Source organism: Cellulomonas sp. NEAU-ZC6, from assembly GCF_056844425.1.
This window is the reverse complement of the sequence record NZ_JBXFYH010000001.1, coordinates 1,641,417-1,664,583: the sequence shown is the minus strand read 5'-3', so window position 1 is coordinate 1,664,583 and position 23,167 is coordinate 1,641,417. Positions and strand designations below refer to the sequence as shown.

21 protein-coding genes are annotated in these 23,167 nt (G+C 76.1%); 19 read left to right on the top strand and 2 right to left on the bottom strand.

The window, feature by feature from the left end; genetic code table 11:
• Positions 1 to 27 precede the first annotated feature (27 nt).
• From AC1050_RS07620 to AC1050_RS07585, 8 genes are all read left to right on the top strand, one after another.
• Complete coding sequence (locus AC1050_RS07620; RefSeq protein ID WP_482386748.1) at positions 28 to 732, top strand: hypothetical protein; 705 nt, start codon at positions 28 to 30, stop codon at positions 730 to 732.
• A complete protein-coding gene (locus AC1050_RS07615) occupies positions 729 to 1,439 on the top strand; it encodes a hypothetical protein (protein WP_482386747.1) in 711 nt (236 codons plus the stop codon). Before AC1050_RS07620 ends, AC1050_RS07615 begins: the two co-directional genes overlap by 4 nt.
• Positions 1,436 to 3,889: a signal peptidase I gene (locus tag AC1050_RS07610; protein ID WP_482386746.1), complete on the top strand. Its 2,454-nt coding sequence runs from the start codon at positions 1,436 to 1,438 to the stop codon at positions 3,887 to 3,889. The genes AC1050_RS07615 and AC1050_RS07610 overlap by 4 nt, the downstream gene beginning before the upstream one ends.
• Before the next feature lie 156 nt (positions 3,890 to 4,045).
• Positions 4,046 to 4,720, top strand: a complete 675-nt coding sequence (locus tag AC1050_RS07605; protein WP_482387259.1) for a TetR/AcrR family transcriptional regulator — start codon at positions 4,046 to 4,048, stop codon at positions 4,718 to 4,720.
• Positions 4,721 to 4,725: 5 nt separating this feature from the next.
• Positions 4,726 to 6,021: a sensor histidine kinase gene (locus AC1050_RS07600; RefSeq protein ID WP_482386745.1), complete on the top strand. Its 1,296-nt coding sequence runs from the start codon at positions 4,726 to 4,728 to the stop codon at positions 6,019 to 6,021.
• The gene (locus AC1050_RS07595) at positions 6,018 to 6,689 is read left to right on the top strand and encodes a response regulator (RefSeq protein ID WP_482386744.1); all 672 of its coding nucleotides are present in this window, start codon (positions 6,018 to 6,020) and stop codon (positions 6,687 to 6,689) included. The genes AC1050_RS07600 and AC1050_RS07595 overlap by 4 nt, the downstream gene beginning before the upstream one ends.
• 141 nt (positions 6,690 to 6,830) lie before the next feature.
• Complete coding sequence (locus AC1050_RS07590) at positions 6,831 to 7,598, top strand: ABC transporter ATP-binding protein (RefSeq protein ID WP_482386743.1); 768 nt, start codon at positions 6,831 to 6,833, stop codon at positions 7,596 to 7,598.
• Complete coding sequence (locus AC1050_RS07585; protein ID WP_482386742.1) at positions 7,595 to 9,502, top strand: FtsX-like permease family protein; 1,908 nt, start codon at positions 7,595 to 7,597, stop codon at positions 9,500 to 9,502. The genes AC1050_RS07590 and AC1050_RS07585 overlap by 4 nt, the downstream gene beginning before the upstream one ends.
• A gap of 52 nt (positions 9,503 to 9,554) precedes the next feature.
• Here AC1050_RS07585 and AC1050_RS07580 read toward each other — a convergent pair whose 3' ends face one another.
• Positions 9,555 to 9,965: a RidA family protein gene (locus AC1050_RS07580; RefSeq protein ID WP_482386741.1), complete on the bottom strand. Its 411-nt coding sequence runs from the start codon at positions 9,963 to 9,965 to the stop codon at positions 9,555 to 9,557.
• 81 nt (positions 9,966 to 10,046) lie between these two features.
• Here AC1050_RS07580 and AC1050_RS07575 point away from each other — a divergent pair, with 81 nt between their 5' ends.
• The 3 genes from AC1050_RS07575 (at position 10,047) to AC1050_RS07565 (ending at position 11,650) form a co-directional block, all read left to right on the top strand.
• A complete protein-coding gene (locus AC1050_RS07575; RefSeq protein ID WP_482386740.1) occupies positions 10,047 to 10,418 on the top strand; it encodes a winged helix-turn-helix transcriptional regulator in 372 nt (123 codons plus the stop codon).
• Between the two features lie 40 nt (positions 10,419 to 10,458).
• Positions 10,459 to 10,839, top strand: a complete 381-nt coding sequence (locus AC1050_RS07570) for a hypothetical protein (protein ID WP_482386739.1) — start codon at positions 10,459 to 10,461, stop codon at positions 10,837 to 10,839.
• Positions 10,840 to 11,014: 175 nt separating this feature from the next.
• Positions 11,015 to 11,650, top strand: coding sequence for a DUF6518 family protein (locus AC1050_RS07565; RefSeq protein ID WP_482386738.1), 636 nt, complete (start codon positions 11,015 to 11,017; stop codon positions 11,648 to 11,650).
• 82 nt (positions 11,651 to 11,732) lie between these two features.
• On the opposite strand, the gene AC1050_RS07560 is transcribed toward AC1050_RS07565, so the two are convergent.
• Complete coding sequence (locus tag AC1050_RS07560) at positions 11,733 to 12,170, bottom strand: VOC family protein (protein ID WP_482386737.1); 438 nt, start codon at positions 12,168 to 12,170, stop codon at positions 11,733 to 11,735.
• 192 nt (positions 12,171 to 12,362) lie between these two features.
• Between AC1050_RS07560 and glmU the strand changes: the two genes are divergently transcribed.
• From glmU to AC1050_RS07520, 8 genes are all read left to right on the top strand, one after another.
• Positions 12,363 to 14,030 (top strand): bifunctional UDP-N-acetylglucosamine diphosphorylase/glucosamine-1-phosphate N-acetyltransferase GlmU, encoded by a 1,668-nt coding sequence (glmU, locus tag AC1050_RS07555; RefSeq protein ID WP_482386736.1) that lies wholly within the window; start codon positions 12,363 to 12,365, stop codon positions 14,028 to 14,030.
• Positions 14,027 to 15,010, top strand: coding sequence for a ribose-phosphate diphosphokinase (locus AC1050_RS07550; protein ID WP_482386735.1), 984 nt, complete (start codon positions 14,027 to 14,029; stop codon positions 15,008 to 15,010). The genes glmU and AC1050_RS07550 overlap by 4 nt, the downstream gene beginning before the upstream one ends.
• Positions 15,011 to 15,280: 270 nt before the next feature.
• Positions 15,281 to 15,877 (top strand): 50S ribosomal protein L25/general stress protein Ctc, encoded by a 597-nt coding sequence (locus AC1050_RS07545; RefSeq protein ID WP_482386734.1) that lies wholly within the window; start codon positions 15,281 to 15,283, stop codon positions 15,875 to 15,877.
• Positions 15,878 to 15,989: 112 nt separating this feature from the next.
• Entirely contained in the window at positions 15,990 to 16,610 is a 621-nt protein-coding gene (gene pth / locus AC1050_RS07540; protein WP_482386733.1) for an aminoacyl-tRNA hydrolase, read from the top strand.
• Between the two features lie 732 nt (positions 16,611 to 17,342).
• Positions 17,343 to 18,905 carry a sugar transferase gene (locus tag AC1050_RS07535; protein ID WP_482386732.1) on the top strand — a complete coding sequence of 521 codons (1,563 nt, stop codon included), beginning with the start codon at positions 17,343 to 17,345 and terminating at the stop codon, positions 18,903 to 18,905.
• Positions 18,892 to 20,091 carry a glycosyltransferase gene (locus AC1050_RS07530; protein WP_482386731.1) on the top strand — a complete coding sequence of 400 codons (1,200 nt, stop codon included), beginning with the start codon at positions 18,892 to 18,894 and terminating at the stop codon, positions 20,089 to 20,091. The genes AC1050_RS07535 and AC1050_RS07530 overlap by 14 nt, the downstream gene beginning before the upstream one ends.
• Positions 20,088 to 21,953, top strand: coding sequence for a polysaccharide biosynthesis tyrosine autokinase (locus AC1050_RS07525; protein ID WP_482386730.1), 1,866 nt, complete (start codon positions 20,088 to 20,090; stop codon positions 21,951 to 21,953). Before AC1050_RS07530 ends, AC1050_RS07525 begins: the two co-directional genes overlap by 4 nt.
• Positions 21,950 to 23,155 carry a glycosyltransferase family 4 protein gene (locus AC1050_RS07520; protein WP_482386729.1) on the top strand — a complete coding sequence of 402 codons (1,206 nt, stop codon included), beginning with the start codon at positions 21,950 to 21,952 and terminating at the stop codon, positions 23,153 to 23,155. Before AC1050_RS07525 ends, AC1050_RS07520 begins: the two co-directional genes overlap by 4 nt.
• Positions 23,156 to 23,167: the final 12 nt, after the last annotated feature.

Here is a 23,167-nt window from a genome sequence, read left to right as displayed (position 1 = left end):
TGCCCCGACCGCCCCTGGAGGGACCCCGTGACACCGCACACCCCGCCCGCACGCGGACGACGGGAGCGCCGACGCCGGGCCCTGCCGTCGCGCGGGTCCCTGGCCGCCCTCGCCGCCCTGGTGGCCCCGGCCGCCGTGGCCGGGCTCGTGGGCCTGGTGGGTGCGACGTCCGCGGCGTTCCGCGACCAGGTCGAGCTCCCGGTGCACGGCCTCGACGGCACGTTCGCGGTCAGCCAGCCGGCCGCCGGCGGGGACTGCTCGGCGACCGTGCCCGCGAGCACCGAGGAGGAGGCGCACCTGGTCCTGGACCGCGGGTCGTCCCAGCAGATCCGCCGCGTGCCGGTCCCGCTCACGGGGATCCCCGACCGGGCGCCCGCGACGTTCCGGGTGACGGTCTGCCACGACGCGGCCATCACCGGGGAGCTCACGCTCACCCTGTCCGACCGGACGGCGGGGGTGTCCCCGTTCCCCTCGCTGGTGTTCGCGGTCGCCGCGGACGACGGCCTGCTCTCCGGTCCGGTGCCGCTCGAGGGCGCGGGCATCAACGCCCTGAACGAGGGCCGCGGGATCCTCCTGCCACCGGCCGAGGGCGGCAGGACCGTCGAGGTCCGCGTCTGGATGCTGCGGTCAGCGCCGACGGAGCACGCGCTGCTGCCCGTCGACGTCGGGGTCACGGTCGCGGGCCGCAGCGTCGCCGGCGCCCCCGTCGTGCTCGAGGGGGTCCTGACGTGACCCGCTCGTCCCGCGGCCGCCACGCCGCCACCCCGCGCAGGCAGCGCCGTGGCCCCCGGGGACCGCGCCGGCTGCTGGCGGCCGGCGGTGTCCTCGCCGCCGCGGTGCTCGTGGTCCCGGCCGCCGCGACGACGGCGGCCTACCGCGACGACGCGTACCTGCGGCTGGACGACCTCACCAGCGCGTTCCAGATCGGCGCGGTGCACGCCGCGGGCGGCACGGTGCACGCGCTGGGTCCCGGCGGCACCGCGATGCACCTGGCGGTCCCGGAGGCGGCGCGCGGCAGGTACACCCCCGGCACCACGGCGTCGGCGTCGGTCGAGGTGTTCAACAACAGCCCGGTCCTGGACGCCCGGCTCGACCTGGCCGTCGCGGCCGGGCCGGAGTGCGACGAGGCGCTCGCCGCCGCGATCCGGGTGTCCGCCCGCGCCGTGCACGACGACGGCCACGTCGAGGACCTGCTCGGCACGCCGGCCGACCCGGCGGCCAGCCCGGTGACGCTCGCCGAGGCCACCGCGGTGGTGGGGCGCGTGCTCGCCCCGCGCGCCGCCGACCCGCTGGGCGACGGCGACGCCTACACCGTCGGGGCCGCCGGCTCCGCCGCGACCGTCGAGGTGTGGCTGCACCTCGCGCCGACGCCGGAGTCCGCCGGCCGGCAGAGCGGGTCGCCCGTCCTGGCCATCACGATCGGAGGGAGCTCGACATGATCACCGCGCGCACCCGCACCCGTCCCCGCGCCCGCGCCGCCGCGCTGGCCGGGGTCGCGGCGGCCGCCGCCCTCGTCCTGGGGACCGGGGTCACGGCCGCCGACTACACCGACCGGACGCACGCGGTCGCCGAGCTCACCACCGAGACCTGGGCGGCCGTGCAGCCCGAGCTCGTCTGGACGTCGTCCACGGCGGCGTTCCTCGCCGAGGGCAAGGTGTACCTGGGCGGCTTCCGCGGCAACGGGGCCTCGGGCACCGGGGTCGCGACGGTGGGCGCCACGCAGCCGCCGACGCAGGTGGACCTGCCGGTCCCCGTGGTCAAGGTGGTCGGCGCCACGGACAACTTCGACCACGGCGCCGCTGCGTCGACCACCTGGTTCGCCGCGCTCGGCACCGACGGCGTGGTCTACCAGTGGGGATCCAACTACGGGAGCAGCATCTCCGGCACGGGCAACCGGCCCCGGGCGGTCACCACGTACTCCCCGAGCGGGGGCACCACGGGCACCCACCCGCTGCCCCCGGTCGTGGACCTGACGTCGTCCGAGAACCAGATCTATGCGCTGGACGCCGACGGCACCATGTACGTCTGGGGCCACGCCGGCGAGAACCTGCCCAACCCGGTCGGCGGCGGCACGGCCCGCACGGTCCCGCTGCCGGCGAACATCACCGTCGACGTCGCCACCGGCGTGAACTCCGTGGGCGTCGTGCAGGACGGTCGGATCCTGCCGGGCACGGGCGACGGCGCCCGGTCGGTCGCCTGGCACCGCGTGTACGGCGGGCAGAACTCGTCGTTCGGCGTCACCCGCGAGGGCCTCGTCTACGTGTGGGGGTTCGACGCGCACGCCGGTGTCGCCACCGAGTCGAGCACCGTGAACCAGCGCGCCCCGCGGGACGCCCGCGGCGTGAACGCGCTGCTGTTCGAGACCTACCCGGAGATCTACCACGCCGCCGACGGCCGCACGCTGCAGGCCGGTGACCCGGCGTACTGGACCACCTACGCCGCCATCTACCAGGACATGAAGGGCCGCGAGGTCTGCACGGGCGCGTACGACGTCACCCGGGCGTACGACGACTCCGGCTGCCCGGTGCGGCAGCTGAGCACCGGCGCGCGGACCTTCCGCGTGCTGCTCGCGAACCACCAGATGTCCACCTGGGCCGCCTCGACGGCGAGCTACGGCTGGCCGAGCCTCGGCCGCTACGTGGCCTCGACCTCGACCTCCGCCGGCGGGTACGTGCCCGCGCCGATCCAGACGTCGCAGGACGGCCCGACGCTCTCCGTGCACCACTTCTCCGCGCACCGGCGCGGTGCAGGTCGTCACCACCGACGGCCAGGTCTACGGCTGGGGCGCCAACAACTGGTGCCAGGCGATCGGGATCCACTCGACGGGCGGCTACGCGGACCCGGACCGCAACGGGGGGAACTGCCACCAGCAGGGGTCGACCGCCACCACCGGCCTGCGCCCGGCCGGTGCCGTCTGGTACGCGACCCGCGTGTGGGCCGTCCCGGACGACGTCCGGGTCACGGACCTGGGCGGCACCGCCTGCACCACCTGGATGACCGACGAGGAGGGCACCATGTACGCGTTCGGCGGCAGCACCGTCGTGGGATCGGACTACCGCAACTGCGTCGTGAACGCGGGGCACGGGTACCGGATCTACGACTTCAACGACGCGACGCTCGCGACGCCGTTCGGGTCCGCGGTGGACCGGCAGGGCGTCGCCACCCGGGTGGTGTTCGGCTCGTGACCGGGCTGCACACCACCCCCGCGCCGGTGACCGCGCCGGTGACCGCTCCCGTCACCGCTCCCGTCACCGCTCCCGTCACCTCGTCCGGCGAGCCGCCGGCCACCCCGCCGGCCACCCCGCCCGCCACCCGGCGCGCGCGTGCGGTGGCCGAGCGGGCCGCCGAGCGCGACCGCACCCCGTCGGCCGGCGAGCGGGCGGCCGGCGCGGTCCGGAGGGCGCAGCGGGTGGTGCTGGACGTCGCCGCGGTGCTCGGCACGCTCTCGATCGTCGTCGCCGTGCTGTGCCTGGTGCTCGGCGTCCGCCCCGCCGTGGTGATCTCCGGCTCCATGGAGCCGGGCATCCCGGTGGGGTCGCTCACCGTGGCGCGGACCGTGCCGGCCACCCAGGTCGAGGTCGGGGACGTCGTGACCGTGCCCCGCGTGCACGCGGACGGCCTGGTCACGCACCGGGTCGTCGCCACGACGCCGGCGGACGACGGCCGGTCCACGGTCCTCGAGCTGCAGGGCGACGCGAACCGCGACCCCGACCTGGTGCCGTACGTGGTCACCGAGGTGGGGCACGTGCTCGCCACCGTGCCCGGGGTCGGCACCCTGGTGCAGCTGCTGCAGCAGCACCTGGTCGCCGTCGTCGCCGGGCTCCTCGTCGTGACGGCGCTCGTCACCGCACCGGTCGGCCGCGCGGGAGGGCGACGGGCGGCCGGGTAGGCGGACGACCGCCACGACGGGGGGAGAGCGGGCCCCGGGACGACGCCGTGCCCGGGCCCGTTCGGTCGAGCCGCGACCGAGGTCCCTTGCGCCGCCTGTCAGGATGGTGCGATGAGCACCGAGCCCGCGCGTCCGCCGCGGACCACCCGTGCCCGCATGACGGCCACGCAGCGCCGGGAGCAGCTGCTCGTCGTCAGCCGGCGGCTGTTCGCCGAGAAGGGGTTCGAGCAGACCTCCGTCGAGGAGATCGCCGCACGGGCCGAGGTGTCCAAGCCCGTCGTCTACGAGCACTTCGGCGGCAAGGAGGGCATCTACGCCGTCGTCGTCGACCGCGAGATCCAGGCGCTGACCGGCGCGCTGACCGGGGCGCTGGACGAGGGCGGGCACCCCAAGGTCATGGTCGAGCGGTCCGCGCTGGCCCTGCTCGGGTACATCGAGGAGTCCGAGGACGGCTTCCGGATCCTGGTGCGCGACTCGCCCGTGGCGCAGGCCACCGGCACGTTCTCCAGCCTGATCGGCGACGTGGCGACGCAGGTCGAGCACCTGCTCGCCGAGCAGTTCCGCCGGCAGCACCTGGACCCGCGGACCGCGCCGATCTACGCGCAGATGCTGGTCGGCATGGTGGCGCTGACGGGCCAGCACTGGCTGGACGCCCGCAGCCCGGACAAGGCGGACGTCGCGGCGGCGCTGGTCAACCTGGCGTGGAACGGTCTGTCGGGGCTGGAGGCCAGCCCGCAGCTCACGCCCCCGCCCGAGCGCCGGCGTCGCGCCTCCGGTCCGCCGGCCGCCCCGGACGAGCCGGTCTCGTCGCCCGAGGTGACGGCGTCCTGACCGGCGTGCCCACCGTGACCGTGCCGACCGCGCCGACGGCGGTCCTCGCCGGGCGCCGCGCCGCCCCCGGCCGCGCCGACGTCGTCGCCGCCGCCGTGACGTGGGTGCTCGCCGCCGCCGCCCTGCTCGCGCTGCCCGCCCTCGCCGCCATGGAGCCGGGGGAGCCGATGGACGGGCCCGCCTTCGCCACCGCCGGGTGGTGGCTCGTGCTGCTGGGGCTGACGGTGCAGGTCGGGGCGGTCGCCTGGGCCCGCGTGCGGCCGCGGGCCGCCCTCCTCGTCGTGGCCGTGGTCCCGGTGCTGCTGTCCGTGTCCGTCACCGGGTCCACGGCCGGGCTCACGTCCCTGGCGGTCGTCGTGGCCGTCTACCGGTCCGTCGTCTCGGTGCCGCTCGCCCGGGTCCGGGCCGTGCTGGTCCTCGTCCTGGTGCTGCTGGGGGTCGCGGCCGGCGTCGACGCGGCCCGGGTGGAGGACGCCCCGCTGCTGGTGCTCGGCGCGGCGGCCGCGCAGGCGGTCGCGGTCGGGGCGCTCGGCGTGGTGCCGGCGCTGGTGGTCGCGTCCCGCCGGGCGGTGGTGGCGGCGCAGGCCGGCGAGCTGCGGGCCCTGGCCCGCGAGCAGGACGCGCTGCTGGCGACGGCGCTGGCGACCCAGCGCACGGAGATGGCCCGGGAGCTGCACGACATCGCGGCGCACCACCTGTCCGGCATCGCGCTGATGGCGTCGGCGATCGACCGGCAGATCGGCACCGACCCGGAGGCCGCCCGGCGGGGCCTGCGGGAGGTGCGGGACCAGAGCCGGGTCGTGCTCACGGACCTGCGCCGGCTCGTGGGGCTGCTGCGCGACGACGACGGGGCCGAGACCGCCGCGCTGACGCTGGCGTCGATCCCGGACCTCGCCACCGGTCCCGGCGCCGTCGCGGGGGTGACGGTCGAGCTCCGCGCCGGCGCCGGGCCGCTCGGCGCCGGGGTCGGGCCGCTCGCGCAGCTGGCGGCGTACCGGACGGTGCAGGAGGCGCTGGCCAACGCCCGCACCCACGCGCCCGGGGCGGCGTGCCGCGTGGTCGTCGACGACAGCGCGCCCGACGCCGTGGTCCTCACCGTCCGCAACGACGCACCCGCCGTGGAGCCCGAGCCGCAGACCGGGCACGGCGGCCACGGCCTGCGCGGGATGGCGGAGCGCGCCGCCCTGGTGGGCGCGGACCTGCGCCACGGCCCGACCCCCGACGGGGGCTGGGAGGTGCGGCTGCGCGTCCCGCGCGACCGCGCCACCGATCCGACCGACGACCCCGGAGGTGCCGCGTGACGCGGGTGCTGATCGCCGACGACCAGGCGCTGGTGCGCGCGGGGCTGTCCGCGCTGCTCGACGCCGAGCCGGACCTGGAGGTGGTGGGGGCGGCGGCCGACGGGGACGAGGCGGTCGCGCTCGCCCGGTCCACCGCGCCGGACGTCGTCTGCCTGGACATCCGGATGCCCGGGCGGGACGGGATCAGCGTCACCCGCGAGCTGAGCGGGCCGGAGGCCGAGCACCCGGTGCCGGTGCTGGTGCTGACCACGTTCGACCTGGACGACTACGTGTTCGGCGCGCTGGAGGCCGGCGCGTCCGGCTTCCTGCTCAAGGACGCCGAGCCCGACGACATCGTGCACGCGGTCCGGCAGGTGGCGGCCGGGCGGGGGACGCTCGACCAGTCGCTGACCCGGCGGGTGCTGCGCGAGTTCGCGGACCGACGCCGGCTGCAGCCGGTGACGATGCAGCGCGCGGCGGCCGACCTGACGGCGCGGGAGCGGGACATCCTGCTGCTGCTCGCGCAGGGGATGTCGAACGAGGAGATCGCCGCCGAGCTGGTGGTCGAGGTGTCGACGGTGAAGTCGCACCTGGCCCGGATGATGCCCAAGCTCGGGGTCCGGTCCCGGCTGCAGGCGGTCGTCTGGGCGTACCAGAACCGGGTCGTGACGGTCGACGACCGGGCCTGACGACGCCGCAGGTCGGGCGGCTTGCGTCGAAGGATGCAAGCCGCACGGTTCCGTCGCAGGCGGCTGGAGGCGCGGGGCGCGGGTTCCTAGCGTCGAGGGCAGAGGGATCACCCCTTCACCGCCCAGTCCGAGGAGCCCGCCATGTCCGCACCGACCCCCACCCCCACGAGGCCCGCGACGGGCGTCGAGCCCGCCGTCCTGCTCGACCAGGTGCGCCGGTCCTACCCGAACGGGCAGGGCACGGTCGACGCCCTCGCCGGCGTCACGCTCGCGCTCGCGCCCGGCTCGTTCACCGCGGTCATGGGGCCGTCGGGCTCCGGCAAGTCGACCCTGCTGAACTGCGCAGCGGGGCTCGACGTGCCCACCAGCGGGCGCGTCGTGATCGGCGGCGCCGACCTCACGACGATGTCGCCCGACGCGGTCACCCGGCTGCGGCGGGACCGGATCGGCTTCGTGTTCCAGGCCTACAACCTGGTCGGCCACCTGACGGTCGCCGAGAACATCGCGCTGCCCCTGCTGCTCGGCGGCCGCGAGGTCGACGCGCACCTGCGCCGCTACCTGATGGCGGCGGTCGGCCTCGAGGGGATGGACGACCGGCTGCCGGGCGAGCTGTCCGGCGGGCAGGCGCAGCGCGTGGCGATCGCCCGCGCCCTGGTCACCCGGCCGGCCGTGGTGTTCGCCGACGAGCCCACCGGCGCCCTCGACTCGCACACCGGTGCCCAGGTGCTCGACGTGCTGCGGGACACCGCGTCGACCCTCGGGCAGACGCTGGTGCTGGTCACGCACGACGCGCACGTCGCCGCCGCGGCGGACCGCGTGGTCTTCCTCGCGGACGGCGTGCTGGCCGGCCACCTGGACGCGCCCACCGCCGATCAGGTCACGGCCCGGATGATCGGGCTGGGCCGATGAGCGCCGTGTGGTCGTCGGCCCGGTCCGCCGTGCGGGTGCACCGCGGCAGCATGGCCGGCAGCGCGGTGGTCGTGGCGCTCGCGGCCGCGCTGCTCACCGCGACCGGCGTCTGGATCGACGCCGGCATCCGGCTCGCCGCCGGGTCGAGCGACCCGGAGGCCGCGCTGCTCATCACCGTGGCCTCGTCCTTCGCGGGCACCGCGGTGCTGATCGCGCTGCTCGTGGTCGCCAGCACGTTCGCCGGGGCGCTGCGGCCGCGGGCGCGGGAGTTCGCCCTGCTCCGGGCCGTCGGGGCGACGACGCGGCAGGTGCGGCAGCTGGTCACCGCGGAGGTGCTGCTGGTGTTCGCGGTGGCCGCACCCCTGGGGGCGCTGCCCGGCGTGCTGCTGGCACCCCTGCTCCGCGGCGTCCTGGTGGACGGCGGGATCGTGCCCGCCGGGTTCGCGACGACGCTCTCGCCGTGGCCGGTGCTCGGGGCGCTGGTGCTGCTGGTGCCCACGGCGCTGCTGGGCGCGCGCCTGGCGGGGCGGGAGAGCGCGCGGCTGAGCCCGGCGAGCGCCGTGCAGCGCTCGGCGGTCGAGCCGGCGGGGCTGCCGCGGGCCCGCGTCGTCACGGCGGTGGTCCTCGCGGGCGGCGGCCTGGCGGTGGCGGGCGTGCCGTTCGCGGCACCGGGGCTGCTCGGCAGCGCCGCCGCGACGGCGTCGGCGTTCCTGCTGCTGATCGCGGCGGCCCTCATCGGCCCGCTGCTGGTCCGCTGGGCCGCGGAGCGCGGTCTGGGGCTGACCCGCGGCCGGGGTCGCGCCGTGCCGACGCTGGCGCTCGCGAACGCCCGGGGGTTCTCGCGGCGGCTCACCGGGGTCGTCGTCCCGCTGGCGCTGCTCCTCGCGCTCGGGACGGTGCAGTCGGGGGTGAACGGGGCGGTGGTCGACGCCGCCGAGCAGCAGGTGCGGGACGGCATCGCCGCGGACCTCGTGCTGCAGGCGCCGGAGGGCGTCGGCGCCGACCAGGAGGCCGAGGTCGCAGCGCTGCCGGGCGTCGCGGCGGTCGGTGCCACCGCGCTGGTCCCCGCGCAGGTGCGGATCGAGGCCGAGGTCGAGGACCTGGAGTTCGCCGACGGGCTGTCCTGGGAGAGCACGGCGCTCCGCACGGTCCCCGTCGACGGCGGGCTCGTGGACCCGGACGTGCGCGCCGGCTCGCTCGCCGACCTCGGTCGTGCCGGGACCGTCGCGGTCAGCCGCGAGGCGGCGCTCACCGGGACGGCCTCGATGGGCGACCCCCTGGAGGTGCTGGTGGACGGGGTGGAGACCTCCCTGACCGTGGTCGCGGTCTACGAGCGCGGGCTCGGGCTCGGCGACTACCTGGTCGGCGCGGGCAGCGGCCTCGGCACGCCCGTCCACACGACGCTGCTGGTCCGGACCGGCACGCCCGGCGACGTCGACACCGTGCGCGAGGCGGCCGCGGCGGCGGGGCTCACCGCCACGGACGTCGACGGCTACGCCCGCTCGGTGCGGGACGCCGCCGCGGCGGAGCAGGGGCTGTCCATGGCGCTGCTGCTCGCGCTGCTGGCGTTCGTCGCGGCCGGCGCCGGCAACGCGCTGGTGCAGCTGGTCGGTTCCCGCCGCGCGGAGCTCGCGCTGCTGACCCGGACGGGTGCGACCCGGCGGCAGCTGCTGCGGATGGTCGCGACCGAGTCGGTGCTGATCACCGCGACGGCGGTGGTCGTGGGGCTGGCCGCCGTGCTGCCGGCGCTGCTCGGCGTCGGGCAGGGTCTGCTGGGGGTGCCGCTGCCGGTGGTCGACCCGGTGGTGCTCGGGTCGCTGGTGGGCGTCGTCGTCCTGATCGGCGTGACGCTGCCGGTCGGCGCGGCGGTGCGGGCGACGGCCCCGGCGCCGGTCGCCGCCTGACATGGAGGCTGCGGGGGTCCGGCGCGCGCGCCGGACCCCCGCAGGGGCGCGCTCAGTCCAGGACCGCGATCGCCTCGACCTCCACCAGCACGTCGGGCTCGAACAGGATCTCGACGCCGATCAGCGACGACGGCGGCAGCGGCTGCGGCAGACCGAGCTCCTCGGCGACCTGCTCGACGCCGGCCAGGAAGTCCCCCATCCGGTCGGGGGTCCACCGGGTGACGTAGAACGTGAGCCGGACGACGTCGCCGAAGCCGGCGCCCGCGGCACGCAGGCCGGTCGCGGTGTTGCGCAGGGCCGCGGCGACCTGGCCGGCCAGGTCGCCGGGAGCGAGCGGCCGGCCGGCGGCGTCGCGTGCGATCTGACCGGCGACGTGCACCTGGCGGCTGCCGGTGGCGACGGCGACGTGGCCGTAGGGGACGGGCTGCATGAGCCCCGCGGGGCTGAGGACCTGGACGGGCACGGTGCTGCTCCCTGGGTGGGTCGGACGAAGTACCCCAGGGATACCTGGTGCCCGGCGGGAACTTCAACGAGACTAGGTGGCGTGACCGATACCGCCGCCCCGCTGCTGTCCGTCGAGCTCGGCGTCGGTGCGCCGCACCGCGAGCTGCTGGAGCAGGTGCTCGACACCTGGTCGTTCCAGGTGCTGGAGGAGCTGTGCGAGCGGCCGTGCCGGTTCAACGAGCTGCGCCGGGCGATCCCCGCCGTGACCGCGAAGTCGCTCACCGCGACGCTGCGCCGCCTCGAGCGCAACGGCGTCGTCGAGCGCCGGGTGGTTCAGACGCGGCCGGTGGCGGTCGAGTACCGGATCACGCCGCTCGGCAAGACGCTGCGCGAGCCCGTCGACGCGCTGCTGGCCTGGGCGCGGACGCACCTGCCGGAGGTCGAGGCGGCGCGCGACCGGTTCGACGCCTGACGCGGCTCACGCCGGAGCGGGCGCCGCCGATAGGCCGGGTATGAGCACCGCGACGATCCCGCACGACAAGCCGGACCAGCTGCAGAAAGTCCTCGCCGGCCTGATCCAGGGCGAGCAGGTGTTCGCCGTGTACGACTGCATCGGGGCGGGCACCGGGTTCGTCGGGGTCACCAACCTCCGCGTGATCCTGCAGGACAACTCGTTCGTCGGCGGCAAGAGCGCTGTGACGTCCCTGCCGATCCGGTCGATCTCGGCCGTGTCGTTCCTGTCCGACAAGTCGATGTTCGGAAAGCACTTCTCGTCTGCGGCCATCGCGATCACCGCCGGGTCGACCGTGCGTGAGGCCGCGTTCCGTGGGGACGAGAAGGCCAAGCACGTGCACGACACGATTCTCTGGCTGATCACGAGCCAGGGCCGCTGACAGTTCAGCACACCCACGCGGGTGCACCTGCCGGAGGTCGAGATTGCGCCCGACCGGTTCGACGCCGGAGCCGGAGCGGGAGCCGGAGCCGTCCGACCCCGGGCGGACCGTCGCCGTCGGCGATCCGGCCGCAGGAGGACGACGGGGCGGCCCGCACCACGATGAGGTGGTCGGCGTGACCACCATCGCCGCAGCCGCTCCCGCACCCGTCCGCCGCCCGGCCGGCACCCGGACCGCCGTCGTGCTCCTGGTCGCCCTCGTCGCCGGGATCGTCGCCGGCGCCCTCACCTCCTGGGGGCAGACCGTGCTCGGCGGCACCTGGCTCGCCGGGCTGGCCAACGCCGTGAGCCCGTGGATCGTGACGTCGTTCGCGGTGGGTGCGCTCGCCCGGCGGTCCTGGGTCGCGGCGCTCGCGGGCCTGCTCGTGTGCGCCGGCGAGGTGGCCGGCTACTACGTGACGGCCGACCTGCGCGGGTTCGGCGTCGGGACCGCTGCCGTCGCGATGTGGGTGGTGGCCGGCGTGGTCGGCGGGCCGCTGTTCGGCTGGGCCGGACGGCAGTGGCGGACCGGCGAGGGCCGGTGGCGGGGGGTCGGCGCCGCGCTGCTGGTGGGGTGCTGGCTCGCCGAGGCGCTCGTCACGTACGCGCTCTTCCTGCGGTACCCGGGCGACGCGGCCGTGTTCGCCGGGGTCGCGGTGCTGCTGGCGGTCGTGCTGTCCCGGCGGGGCCGGGGTCGCGCGCTGCTGCGGTGGCTGCCGGCCGCGGCCGGGGCCGGGGCCGTCGGGTTCCTCGTGCTGCAGCTCGCGCTCTGAGCCCGGCCCGACGAGTGCGGACGAACTCGCCCGGTAGGGACCGTTTCGTCCCCTGGCTTGTGCGCTTTCAACGGGCGCGGGCTCAGCCCACGAAGATGCAGAACGGGTGCCCCGCCGGGTCGGCGTACACGTACAGCGGCTCGTCGGGGTCGTCCCGCCGGTCCAGCAGCAGGCGGGCACCCAGCCCGAGCACGCGCGGGTGCTCGGCGTCGAGCGTCGCCGCGTCCGGCACCGTCATGTCGAGGTGCAGCTGCTGCGGCACCGCCGGGTCCGGCCACGTCGGCGGCGTGACCTCCGGCACCTTCTGGAACGCCAGCGGCCACCGCCCCTCGCCCCGCAGCACCAGCCAGTCGTCGCCGGCCGGGTCCGCCTCGCCGGCCGCCGGCGGCTCGTCGCCGGGCCGGTACTCCAGGCCCAGCAGCTCCCGGTAGAACTCGGCCAGACCACGCGGGTCCGTGGTGTCCAGGACCGTCTGCACCACCCGGGGACGGGTGGTGCCGGTCGCGCTCGGATCCGTCACGGTGGTCGCCTCCTCGCAGGACGGGCCGGTGCCGGTCCGGCACCCGTGCCGCGACCCATCATGGTCCGGCCGCCCGGGGACCGCGACGGCGGGGCCCCCGCGCGGCGGTAGAGTGCGTGAGCGCACTCTCGTCCCCGCCCGGCTCGCCCTCGGGCGCGCGGGCAGCAGACCTCTCTCAGGGAGCACCCACAGGTGACCACCCCCCGCCCCGCCGCGGTCATCGTCCTCGCCGCAGGCGAGGGCACGCGGATGCGATCCGCCACCCCCAAGGTCCTGCACACCCTCGCGGGCCGCTCCATGCTCGGGCACGCGCTCGCGGCCGCGCAGGCGCTCGAGCCGCGCCGGACCGCGGTGGTCGTCCGGCACGAGCGCGAGGCCGTCGCGGCCCACGCCCGGGAGCTGCTGCCGCAGGTGCTCGTGGCGGACCAGGACGACGTCCCCGGCACCGGCCGCGCCGTGCAGTGCGCGCTCGGTGTGCTGGACGCCGCCGCGCAGGCCGAGGCCGCGTCGGCCGGCGACGGCCCGGGCGAGCCCGGCGCCGCCGCGGGCGTGCTGGTCGAGGGGCCGGTGGTGGTCCTGGCCGGCGACATCCCGCTGCTGGACGGCGCGACGCTGGGCGAGCTGCTCGCCGCGCACGCCGCCGACGGCAACGCCGTCACCGTGCTGACCACCGAGGTCGCGGAGCCCACCGGCTACGGCCGCATCCTGCGCGCCGGTCCGGACGACGCGGACCACGCCGGAGACGTGCTCGGCATCGTCGAGGAGAAGGACGCGACCGACGCCCAGCGCGCGATCGCCGAGATCAACTCGTCGGTCTACGTGTTCGACGCCGCCGTGCTCCGCGGCGCCTTCGGCCGGCTCGGCCGGGACAACGCGCAGGGCGAGGTCTACCTGACCGACGTGCTGGCGATCGCCCGCGGCGACGGCGGGCGGGTGCGCGCCCTGCGCACCGACGACCCCGTGCTGGTGGAGGGCGTCAACGACCGGGCGCAGCTCGCGGTGCTCCGCGCCGAGCTGAACCGCCGGGTGCTCGACGGCTGGATGCGCGCCGGCGTCACCGTGGTGGACCCCGCCACGACGTGGGTGGACGTGGACGTCGAGCTCGCGCAGGACGTGACGCTGCTGCCCGGCACCCAGCTGCTCGGTGCGACCTCCGTGGCCACCGGCGCGACGGTCGGCCCGGACACCACGCTGCAGGACGTCGAGGTGCACGAGGGCGCGACCGTCGTCCGCACGCACGGCTCGCTCGCGGTGATCGGCGCGGGCGCCACGGTGGGCCCGTTCGCCTACCTGCGTCCCGGGACCGTGCTCGGCGAGCGCGGCAAGATCGGCACGTTCGTCGAGACCAAGAACGCCGAGATCGGCGCGGGCTCGAAGGTGCCGCACCTGTCCTACGTCGGCGACGCGACCATCGGCGTCGAGACGAACATCGGCGCGGCGAGCGTCTTCGTCAACTACGACGGCGTCCGCAAGCACCGGACGACCATCGGCTCGTACGCCCGCACCGGCTCGGACAACATGTTCGTCGCGCCGGTCACCGTCGGCGACGGCGCCTACACGGGTGCCGGGTCCGTCATCCGGCACGACGTCCCGTCCGGCGCGCTGGCCGTGAGCGCCGGCGCCCAGCGGAACATCGAGGGCTGGGTGCAGCGCTCGCGCGCCGGGACCCCCGCCGCCGAGGCCGCCGCCCGCGCCCGCGACGAGCACGAGGGCCTGTCCCCGCAGGCGCGCGCCGAGCGCGAGCGCGCCGGCCGGCGCGAGGCCGACTCCGGCGTCTTCTCCACGCCGCCACCGACTCTGCCGGACCACCCGGTCCCGCTGCCCGACGCCCAGCCCAGCACGGAGGACACCGCACGATGACCGGGATCGTCTCGCAGGACGGTGAGAAGCGGCTCGTCCTGGTCTCGGGCCGCGCCCACCCCGAGCTGGCCGCCGCCGTCGCCAAGAGCCTCGACATCGACCTGCTGCCCACCACGGCGTACGACTTCGCGAACGGCGAGATCTACGTCCGGTTCGCGGAGTCCGTCCGCGGCGCCGACGTGTTCGTGCTGCAGAGCCACGCCGCGCCGATCAACCAGTGGCTGATGGAGCAGTTCCTCATGGTGGACGCGCTCAAGCGCGCGTCGGCCAAGACCATCACCGTGATCGCCCCGTTCTACGGGTACGCCCGCCAGGACAAGAAGCACCGCGGCCGCGAGCCGATCTCGGCCCGCCTGATGGCGGACCTGTTCCGGACCGCTGGCGCCGACCGCCTGATGAGCGTCGACCTGCACGCCGCGCAGATCCAGGGCTTCTTCGACGGCCCCGTCGACCACCTGTGGGCGATGCCGATCCTCACCGACTACGTGCGGACCCGGGTCGACGTGCAGAACGTCACCGTCGTGTCGCCCGACGCCGGCCGCATCCGCGTCGCCGAGCTCTGGGCGCAGAAGCTCGGCGGCGGCCCGCTGGCCTTCGTGCACAAGTCGCGCGACATCCGGCAGCCGAACAAGACGGTCGCCAACCGCGTCGTCGGTGACGTCGAGGGCCGCACCTGCGTGCTGGTCGACGACCTGATCGACACCGCCGGCACCATCACCGGCGCCGTGCGCGTGCTGCACGAGGCCGGTGCCAAGGACGTCATCGTCGCGGCGACCCACGGCGTGCTGTCCGACCCGGCGACCGACCGGCTGCAGCAGTGCGGCGCCCGCGAGGTCATCATCACGGACACGCTGCCGATCCCCGAGGAGCACCGGTTCGAGAAGCTGACCGTGCTGTCGATCGCGCCGCTGATCGCCCGGGCGATCCGCGAGGTGTTCGACGACGGCTCGGTGACGTCGCTGTTCGACGGCCAGTCCTGACCGGCTGAGGCGCACGCGCCGCGACGAGGCCCGCCGCCCCCTGCTCCGGGGGAGGCGGGCCTCGCGCCGTCCGGCGCGGTTTCGGGACCGGCCGTGGGCCGGGTACCATGGGGAAGTTGCCTCGGCGAGGGAAGTCGGACGGTCCGCGGGAAGCCGCACGGATCGCACGCTCCGTGATCGACAGGGTGGAACGCCTCCGCGTGCCCGTCCAGCGCCCCGCGTCGAGGCCACCGCCGTCGCCCCACCGTCCGCACCCCGTCTGGAGTCACCGTGTCCGAGATCAAGCTCGCCGCCACCGCCCGCACCGAGTTCGGCAAGGGCGCCGCGCGCCGCCTGCGCCGCGCCCACCAGATCCCCGCCGTCCTGTACGGGCACGGCACCGAGCCGGTCCACGTCGCCCTCCCGGGCCACGCGACCATGCTCGCGGTCAAGGGCGCCGCGAACGCCCTCTTCGAGATCGAGCTCGACGGCAAGCCGGTCCTGGCCCTCGCCAAGGACGTCCAGCGCGACCCGGTCAAGCAGATCATCGAGCACGTCGACCTGCTGATCGTCCGCCGGGGCGAGAAGGTCTCCGTCGAGGTCCCCGTCACCGTCGTCGGCGAGTCCGCCCCCGGCACGATCCACATCGTCGAGATCCAGACGCTGTCGCTCGAGGCCGAGGCCACGCACCTGCCGTCGCACATCGAGGTCTCCATCGAGGGCCTCCAGGCCGGCACCTCCCTGACCGCCGGCGAGCTGGCGCTGCCGCAGGGCTCCGTCCTCGAGGGCGACCCGCAGCAGGTCATCGTCGCCGTCACGGTCCCGACCGTGTCCGCCGAGGACCGCGCCGCCGACGAGGCCGAGGCCGAGGCCGCCGCCGCGGAGTGACCCGCCCGGCGCGCGCCACGCGCGCCGACCACGCTGCGACGCCCGGTACCGTGCGAACGGTGCCGGGCGTCCGGCATGTCAGGACCCGGACGACGGAAGGAACGGCTCCGCGATGAGCGACGGGCGCTGGTTGGTGGTGGGCCTGGGCAACCCGGGGCCGCAGTACGCGGGGAACCGGCACAACGTCGGCCAGATGGTGCTCGACGAGCTGGCCCGGCGGGCGGGTGCGTCCTTCTCGTCCAAGGGCGGGGTGCTGTCCCGCCGCCCGCAGGCGGCCACGGCCGAGGTCCGGCTCGGCACGCTGCCCGGCGGCGCCCCGGGCCCGCGCGGGGTGCTGGCCAAGCCGTCCACGTACATGAACACCTCGGGCGGCCCGGTCGCCGCCCTCGCGCGGTACTACGACGTGCCGCCGGAGCGCGTGGTCATGGTGCACGACGAGCTCGACATCCCGTTCGGCGAGATCCGGCTGAAGATCGGTGGCGGCGAGGGCGGGCACAACGGGCTGCGCGACACCACCAAGGCGCTCGGCACCAAGGAGTACCTGCGGGTGCGCGTCGGCGTCGGCCGCCCCCCGGGCCGGATGGACGCCGCGGACTTCGTGCTGCGCGACTTCGCCAAGCCGGAGCAGAAGGACCTGCCCTGGCTGCTCGACGCCGCCGCCGACGCGGTCGAGCTGCTGGCCACCGAGGGCCTGGAGCGCGCCCAGCTGCGCTTCCACACCCGCACCGCCTGACGGCCCGTCGGCCGGCCGCCGGCCGCCGGCCGCCGCGCGGCCCGCGCCCGCGGGCGCGCCCGGCCATCGCGCCGGCGCCCGGTCCGCGTGCCCCGAACCGTGTGCCGACGTCGAGGTGGTGCGACCACGTCGAGGTAGAACGCGAGGACGCACTACCTCGACGCGATGGCTCTACCTCGCGGAAGCCCGTCCGGCCTCGCGGGGGTCTGGCCGCGCGCCGCGCGCGGCCGCGCCGGGCGCGGGTCCCCGGGGCGCCCCGCTCAGCCGGCGCGCCCGTGCCTCCCGGCGCGCCCGTGAGGTCGTCAGACGTCGGCGAGGTCGTCACGTACGACTGACGACCTCGGTCGTCGATGACGACCTCGCGGCCGGCGACCGTCGGGAGCGGGCACCCTCGGGGCCAGACGGTCGCCCTCGCGGCCGCGATCACCGCGTGAGCGGACGACCTCGCGCGGGACGACGGTCGACTCCGGCCCGGCGGCGACGGCGAGACCGCGATGACGACGTCGCGCCCGCGCCGGCCCGGTCGCGTTCGCGCAGGTCAGCGACATCGGCGCAGGTCCTGAGGTCGCCCGTGGAGCCGGGGCCGCGGGGACCTCCGGGCGCATCTCCGCACGTCAGGGGGACGGCACTCCTCCATATGGGTGTGAAAGGGGTGAAAACGGACAGATGGGGCGGACTGGGGCAAACCCGCTGATATAGCCTCAAGTCACACCAAGCCCGGGGGGACCCAACATGAGCCTGCTCGACGATCACGACGTGTCGCGCTCCGCGGAGCGCACCGTCGGGACGCCGGGTACCGAGGCGTCGCCGGAGCACGAAGCGGCCGAGCGCCGACGTACCGCCCGCGGGCCCCGGCTGTCGTGGGCCTCGGAGCGTCCGTTCTACGAGCCCCGCGGCACCGCGGCGCCGTCCGGCTGGCGCAGCCAGCGCACGACGTACCAGCTCGAGACGCTCGCGTGGGACCTGCTGCTGGCCATGACGATCCCGACCGTGCTGCTGTTCCTCCTGCACGGCGTGACTCTGCTGCAGCTGACCTGGGGCCTCATCATCGGCCTGGTGTTCGTCGCGTTCGTCGCGGTCGAGCGCGGCTACGAGACCCAGGTGATCGGCGACGGCCACCTCGAGTTCGAGGCCGTGCTGCGCGGCGGCGTCCTGACGGCGGCGGCGCTGGCCGTGTTCGCGGTCGGCGCGGACGTGGACGTGCCCCGCACCATCGTGTTCCTCGCGCTGCCCGTGGTCGCCCTGGTGCTCATCACCGCCCGCCACGTGGCCCGGCGCCAGCTGCACCGCCGCCGCGCCGCGGGGGAGTCGATGCGCCGCACGCTGGTAGTGGGCGACGCGTCCTCCATCACGCACGTGGTGGACGACCTGAGCGGCCTGCCGCAGCACGGCTACCAGATCGCCGGCGTGTGCGTGCCGTCCTTCGACGGCCCGCTGCCCCCGCTCGGCGTGCCCGTGCTGGGCACGGTGTCGGACGTGGTGCAGGTCGCCGTCGACGGCGAGTTCGACGTGGTCATCGTGACCGGCGCCGAGCTGTCCGGCCAGGCGCTGCGCCGGCTGTCCTGGGCGCTGCAGCGGACCAGCACCGAGCTCGTGGTCGCCCCCGGCATCGTGGAGGTCTTCGGTCCGCGGGTCACGCTGGAGCCGACCGCCGGGCTGTCCCTGATCCACGTGAACGCCGCGGAGTCCCGCCGGTCGCGCATCGTCGCCAAGCGGGTGTTCGACACCGCCTTCGCCCTCGGCGCACTGCTGTTCCTCGCGCCGGTGCTGCTGGTGGTCGCGGTCGCCGTCAAGCTGACCAGCCCCGGGCCGGTGCTGTTCCGGCAGACCCGGGTGGGCAAGGAGGGCCGCGAGTTCTCCATGCTGAAGTTCCGCAGCATGGTGATCGACGCCGAGGAGCGCCTCGCCGCCCTGCGCGCCGCGAACCAGGCGGACGGGCCGCTGTTCAAGATGGACCGCGACCCGCGGATCACCCGGATCGGGCACTTCCTGCGCAAGCACTCGCTGGACGAGCTGCCGCAGCTGATCAACGTGGTCAAGGGCGAGATGGCGCTGGTCGGCCCGCGCCCGCCGCTGCCGTTCGAGGTCGCCCAGTACCGCGAGTCCGCGCGCCGGCGCCTGCTGGTGAAGCCGGGGCTGACGGGGCTGTGGCAGATCAGCGGCCGCGCCGACCTGGCCTGGGACGAGGCGGTCAAGCTGGACCTGCGGTACGTCGAGAACTGGTCGATCGCCTTCGACCTGATGATCATGTGGCGGACCGTGCGCGTCGTCGTGAGCGGTCATGGCGGCCGCTGACGGGGTGGCGCTGGCGCACGACTACGCCACGCAGCGGGGTGGCGCGGAGCGCGTCGCCCTGGTGATGGCCGACGCGTTCCCCGGCGCCCCCCTCTACACGACGCTCTACGACCCCGCGGGCACGTTCCCGGAGTTCGACGCCCTCGACGTGCGCACCAGCCCGATCGACCGGGTCGGCGTGCTGCGCCGGCACCACCGGCTGGCGCTGCCCCTGCTGGCCCCGGCCGTCCGCGCGACGCCGATCGAGGCGGACGTGCTGCTGGCGTCCTCGACCGGCTGGGCGCACGGCTTCCCGACGAGCGGGCGCAAGGTGGTCTACTGCCACGCGCCGGCCCGCTGGCTGTACCAGTCCGACCGGTACCTCGGCCCGGCACGCGGTGCCGGCTCCGGCGCCGCACCCGGCGGGGCGACCCGCTGGCTCGCCGCGCAGGCGCTCGGGCTGCTCGCCCCGGCGCTGCGGTCCTGGGACCGCCGGGCCGCCGCCACCGCCGACCGCTACCTGGCCAACTCCACCGTGACCGCACGCGCGGTCCGCGAGGTCTACGGCATCGAGGCGGAGATCCTGCCGCCGCCCCCGGCCATGCTGCCGGGCGGGCCGGAGACGGCCGTCGAGGGCGTGGAGCCGGGGTTCCTGCTCTGCGTCGCGCGGCTGCTGCCCTACAAGAACGTGGACGTCGTGATCGAGGCCGTCCGGCGCACCCCCGGTGCCCGGCTGGTCGTGGTCGGCGACGGCCCCGAGCGCGCCGCGCTCGAGCACCGGGTGCGCGACCTCCCGCGCGTGCGCCTGGCCGGTCGCGTCGACGACGCCCGGCTGCGCTGGCTCTACCGGAACAGCGCCGCCCTGGTCGCCGCCTCGTACGAGGACTACGGCCTGTCCCCGCTGGAGGCAGCCGCCTTCGGCCGTCCGTCCGTCGTGCTGCGCGACGGCGGGTACCTCGACACCGTCCGCGACGGCGTCACCGGGGAGTTCTTCGACGACCCCGACCCCGACCTGGTGGCCGAGGCCGCCGGGCGCGCGCTGGCCCGCACGTGGGACCCCACGGTGCTGACCGCGCACGCCGACGACTTCGCCGCCGAGCGGTTCGTCGGCCGGCTGCACGAGATCGTGCGCGAGGAGCGCGCGATCCTGCGGTCCGGCAGCGTCCCCCGGCCTGAGCCCGTCCCGACCGAAAGGCGCCCCCGATGACTCTGCAGGACATGTTCCGGACCGTGTGGTTCGGCAAGTGGCTGGTCCTGGTGTCCGTCCTGGCCGCCCTGGGCGGTGCCTGGCTGTACGCCTCGCGGCAGGAGCCGCAGTACGCGAGCACGGCCACCGTGCAGCTGGTCGACGTCGAGACCCTGGCCGCCGCCGGCGTCCGGCTCGAGAGCGACCCGAGCCTGGTCACCAGCGACGCGGTCACGGCCGCGGCCGCCGAGGAGCTCGGCGACGCCGGCCTGGCCGAGGGCCTGGCGGGCAGCACGTCCGCCGAGTACGCCACGGACAGCCCGACCAACGTGGTGATCACGGAGACCGGCACCGACCCCGAGGCGACCGTCGACCGCGCCAACGCGATCGCGACCGCGTACGTCGCCGCGCTGCAGGCGCAGTTCGACGACGACGTGGCCACCATGCAGGAGCGGCTGACCACCACCGCCGAGAGCATCGACCAGCAGCAGAAGGCGATCACCGAGGCACGGCGCGCCGCCGCCGCGGCCTCGGTCGCCGCCAACCCGAACGCCCAGGTGGACCCGGTCGACGGCCTGCTCGAGGCGCAGTACTCCACGACGATGGACCAGTACCAGACGCTGTCCGGCCAGCTCACGCAGGCCCAGCTGCTGGCGTCCCCGGCGTCGATCCTGCAGAACGCCGTGCACGGCACCCTGGTCAGCATCCCCGCGTCGCTGGTCTACCTGATCGCCGGGCTCGCCGGCCTGCTGGTGGGCATCGGCCTCGCGGTGGTCCGGCGCGGCCTGGACACCAAGGTGCGCACCACCGGGCAGGCCCGCCGCGGCGCGGGCGCCCCGGTGCTCGCCCGGCTGTCCGGCACCGCCGCCGCGCTGAAGTCCTCGGAGGCCGAGGGCACCCTGCCGGTGGCCCGCCGCGAGGCGACCGCGTACACCCGGTCCATCCGCGAGCTGCGCACCGCGCTGCAGGCCGCGGTCGAGAACGACTCCGGCAGCGCCGTGATCGTGGTGACCGCCGCCGACGTCGAGACCCCGCGGTCGTTCGTCGCCGCCAACCTGGCCGCGTCCTGGGCCCTGTCCGGCCGCAGCGTCGTCGTCCTGTCGGGAGACCTGCGCCAGCCGCGGCTGAACGCGCTGCTGCCGGCCTCCGCCGACGCGCCGGCGCGGACCGGCCGGGGTGGTCGTCCGCGCACCGCCGCGGTGCCGACGGCGATCCCGCACCTGTCCGTGCACCCCGCCCTGCAGACCGAGCTGGACCCGGCCGACTTCCTGGCCAGCGCCGAGGTGCGCGCCCTGGTCGAGCAGCTGCGCAGCACGGCCGACGTCGTGATCATCGACGCCCCGCCGATGCTGGTCGCCGCCGACGCGACGATCCTCGGGTCGTACGCGGACGGCGTGCTGCTGGCCGTCACGCTCGGGCACACCCCGATCGGCGCCGTCGAGGAGTCCGCCGAGCGGCTCCGTGCGGCCAACGCCGCGCTGCTCGGCCTGTCGCTCGACGGGATCACCGAGCGCCGCGAGTCGACCTACGAGGCCACCTACGCCTATGCCGGTGCGGACGCGAGCGGCGAGCAGGGTGCGGTCGAGGAGATCTCCGGCGGTCACGCCGCGCCCGCCGAGGACGGGGCGGAGGCCGCCACGCCGGCCGCCGCGACCGGCACCGAGCAGGGCGACGCCGACACCACGACGACGGAGCCGGCCGCCGGCGAGGCGGAGCGCCCCGCTGGTGACACGGACGCGACGGCCTCGGCCGAGGCGGGCACGGACGGCGACGCCCCCGCCGAGGGCGCCACGACCGACGCGGCGGACCCGGCGGCGGACGAGGACGACGCGGACGCCACCCCCGCGAAGGACCGCACGCCGGTCGGCGCCGAGACGCCGTGACACCGGGGACGCAGCCGGCGCCGCCGTCCCGGCCGGTGCGGGTCGTCGTCCTCGACCACACCGCGCAGCTCGGCGGCGCCGAGCTGGCCCTGCTGCGGACCTGCGTCGCCCTCGACCCCGCGCGGGTCGAGGTGACGGTGGTGCTGTTCGCCGACGGGCCGCTCGCCGGCCGGCTGCGGGACGCGGGCGTGGCCGTCCGCCTCGTGCCGCTGGACCCTCGCGTCGCAGAGACCGACCGGGCCGCCGCGGGCCGGTCCGTCGCGGGCGCGGCGCGGTCCGTCGCGGCCACGCTGCCGTTCGTCGCGCGCCTGGCGCGGCTGCTCCGGTCGCTGCGGCCGGACGTCGTGCACACCACGTCGCTCAAGGCGGACCTGCTCGGGCTGCCCGCGGCGGCCCTCGCCCGCACCCCGCTGGTCTGGCACGTGCACGACCGGATCGCCGAGGACTACCTGCCGGCGCCGGTCGCCCGCGCGCTGCGGGTCGCCGCCCGGCGCGGCCCCCGGCACGTGGTCGTGAACTCCCGCGCCACGGCGCAGACGCTGCTGCCGCTGCCGCGCGGCTGGACGCTGGCGTACCCCGGGCTCGCCCCGGAGCAGATCGCGGCCGACCCCGCCCGGCGGCCGCTGCCGGGGGCGCCGGTGATCGGGCTGGTCGGCCGGATCAGCCCCACCAAGGGCCAGCGCGAGTTCGTCGAGGCGTGCGCGCTGCTCGTCGACCGGTTCCCGGCCGCGCGGTTCCAGGTGGTCGGTGCCGCGCTGTTCGCCGAGGCCGGCTACGCCGAGGAGCTCCGCGAGCTGGTGGCCGCGCGCGGCCTGACCGACCGGGTCGAGCTGACCGGGTTCGTCACCGACCCGGCGGCTGCGGTGGACCGGCTGTCGGTGCTGGTGCACGCCTCGCCGGTGCCGGAGCCGTTCGGCCAGGTCGTGGTCGAGGGCATGGCCCGCGGCGTGCCGGTGGTGGCGACCTCCGGCGGCGGGGTCGACGAGATCGCGACGGCCGCCGACGGCACCGCGCGCTGCCTGCTGGTGCCGCCCCGCGACGTCGGGGCGCTGGCGGAGGCCGTCGCGCAGGTGCTGGAGCGCCCGGAGGAGGCCGCCGCCCGCGCCGAGCGCGCGTGGAAGGACGTCCGGTCCGAGTTCACGATCGCGCAGACCGCCGAGACCCTGACCCGGGTCTGGCTCCGCACCTCCCGCGCCCACTGACCCCGCGCCCAC

Excerpts from the sequence above, each read along its gene's own strand:
- AC1050_RS07530 (WP_482386731.1), top strand. The coding sequence starts at position 18,892 with ATGGCGGCCGCTGACGGGGTGGCGCTGGCGCACGACTACGCCACGCAG.
- AC1050_RS07610 (WP_482386746.1), top strand. The coding sequence starts at position 1,436 with ATGATCACCGCGCGCACCCGCACCCGTCCCCGCGCCCGCGCCGCCGCG.
- AC1050_RS07570 (WP_482386739.1), top strand. The coding sequence starts at position 10,459 with ATGAGCACCGCGACGATCCCGCACGACAAGCCGGACCAGCTGCAGAAA.
- AC1050_RS07525 (WP_482386730.1), top strand. The coding sequence starts at position 20,088 with ATGACTCTGCAGGACATGTTCCGGACCGTGTGGTTCGGCAAGTGGCTG.
- AC1050_RS07590 (WP_482386743.1), top strand. The coding sequence starts at position 6,831 with ATGTCCGCACCGACCCCCACCCCCACGAGGCCCGCGACGGGCGTCGAG.
- pth (WP_482386733.1), top strand. The coding sequence starts at position 15,990 with ATGAGCGACGGGCGCTGGTTGGTGGTGGGCCTGGGCAACCCGGGGCCG.
- AC1050_RS07550 (WP_482386735.1), top strand. The coding sequence starts at position 14,027 with ATGACCGGGATCGTCTCGCAGGACGGTGAGAAGCGGCTCGTCCTGGTC.
- AC1050_RS07585 (WP_482386742.1), top strand. The coding sequence starts at position 7,595 with ATGAGCGCCGTGTGGTCGTCGGCCCGGTCCGCCGTGCGGGTGCACCGC.
- AC1050_RS07605 (WP_482387259.1), top strand. The coding sequence starts at position 4,046 with ATGACGGCCACGCAGCGCCGGGAGCAGCTGCTCGTCGTCAGCCGGCGG.
- AC1050_RS07535 (WP_482386732.1), top strand. The coding sequence starts at position 17,343 with ATGAGCCTGCTCGACGATCACGACGTGTCGCGCTCCGCGGAGCGCACC.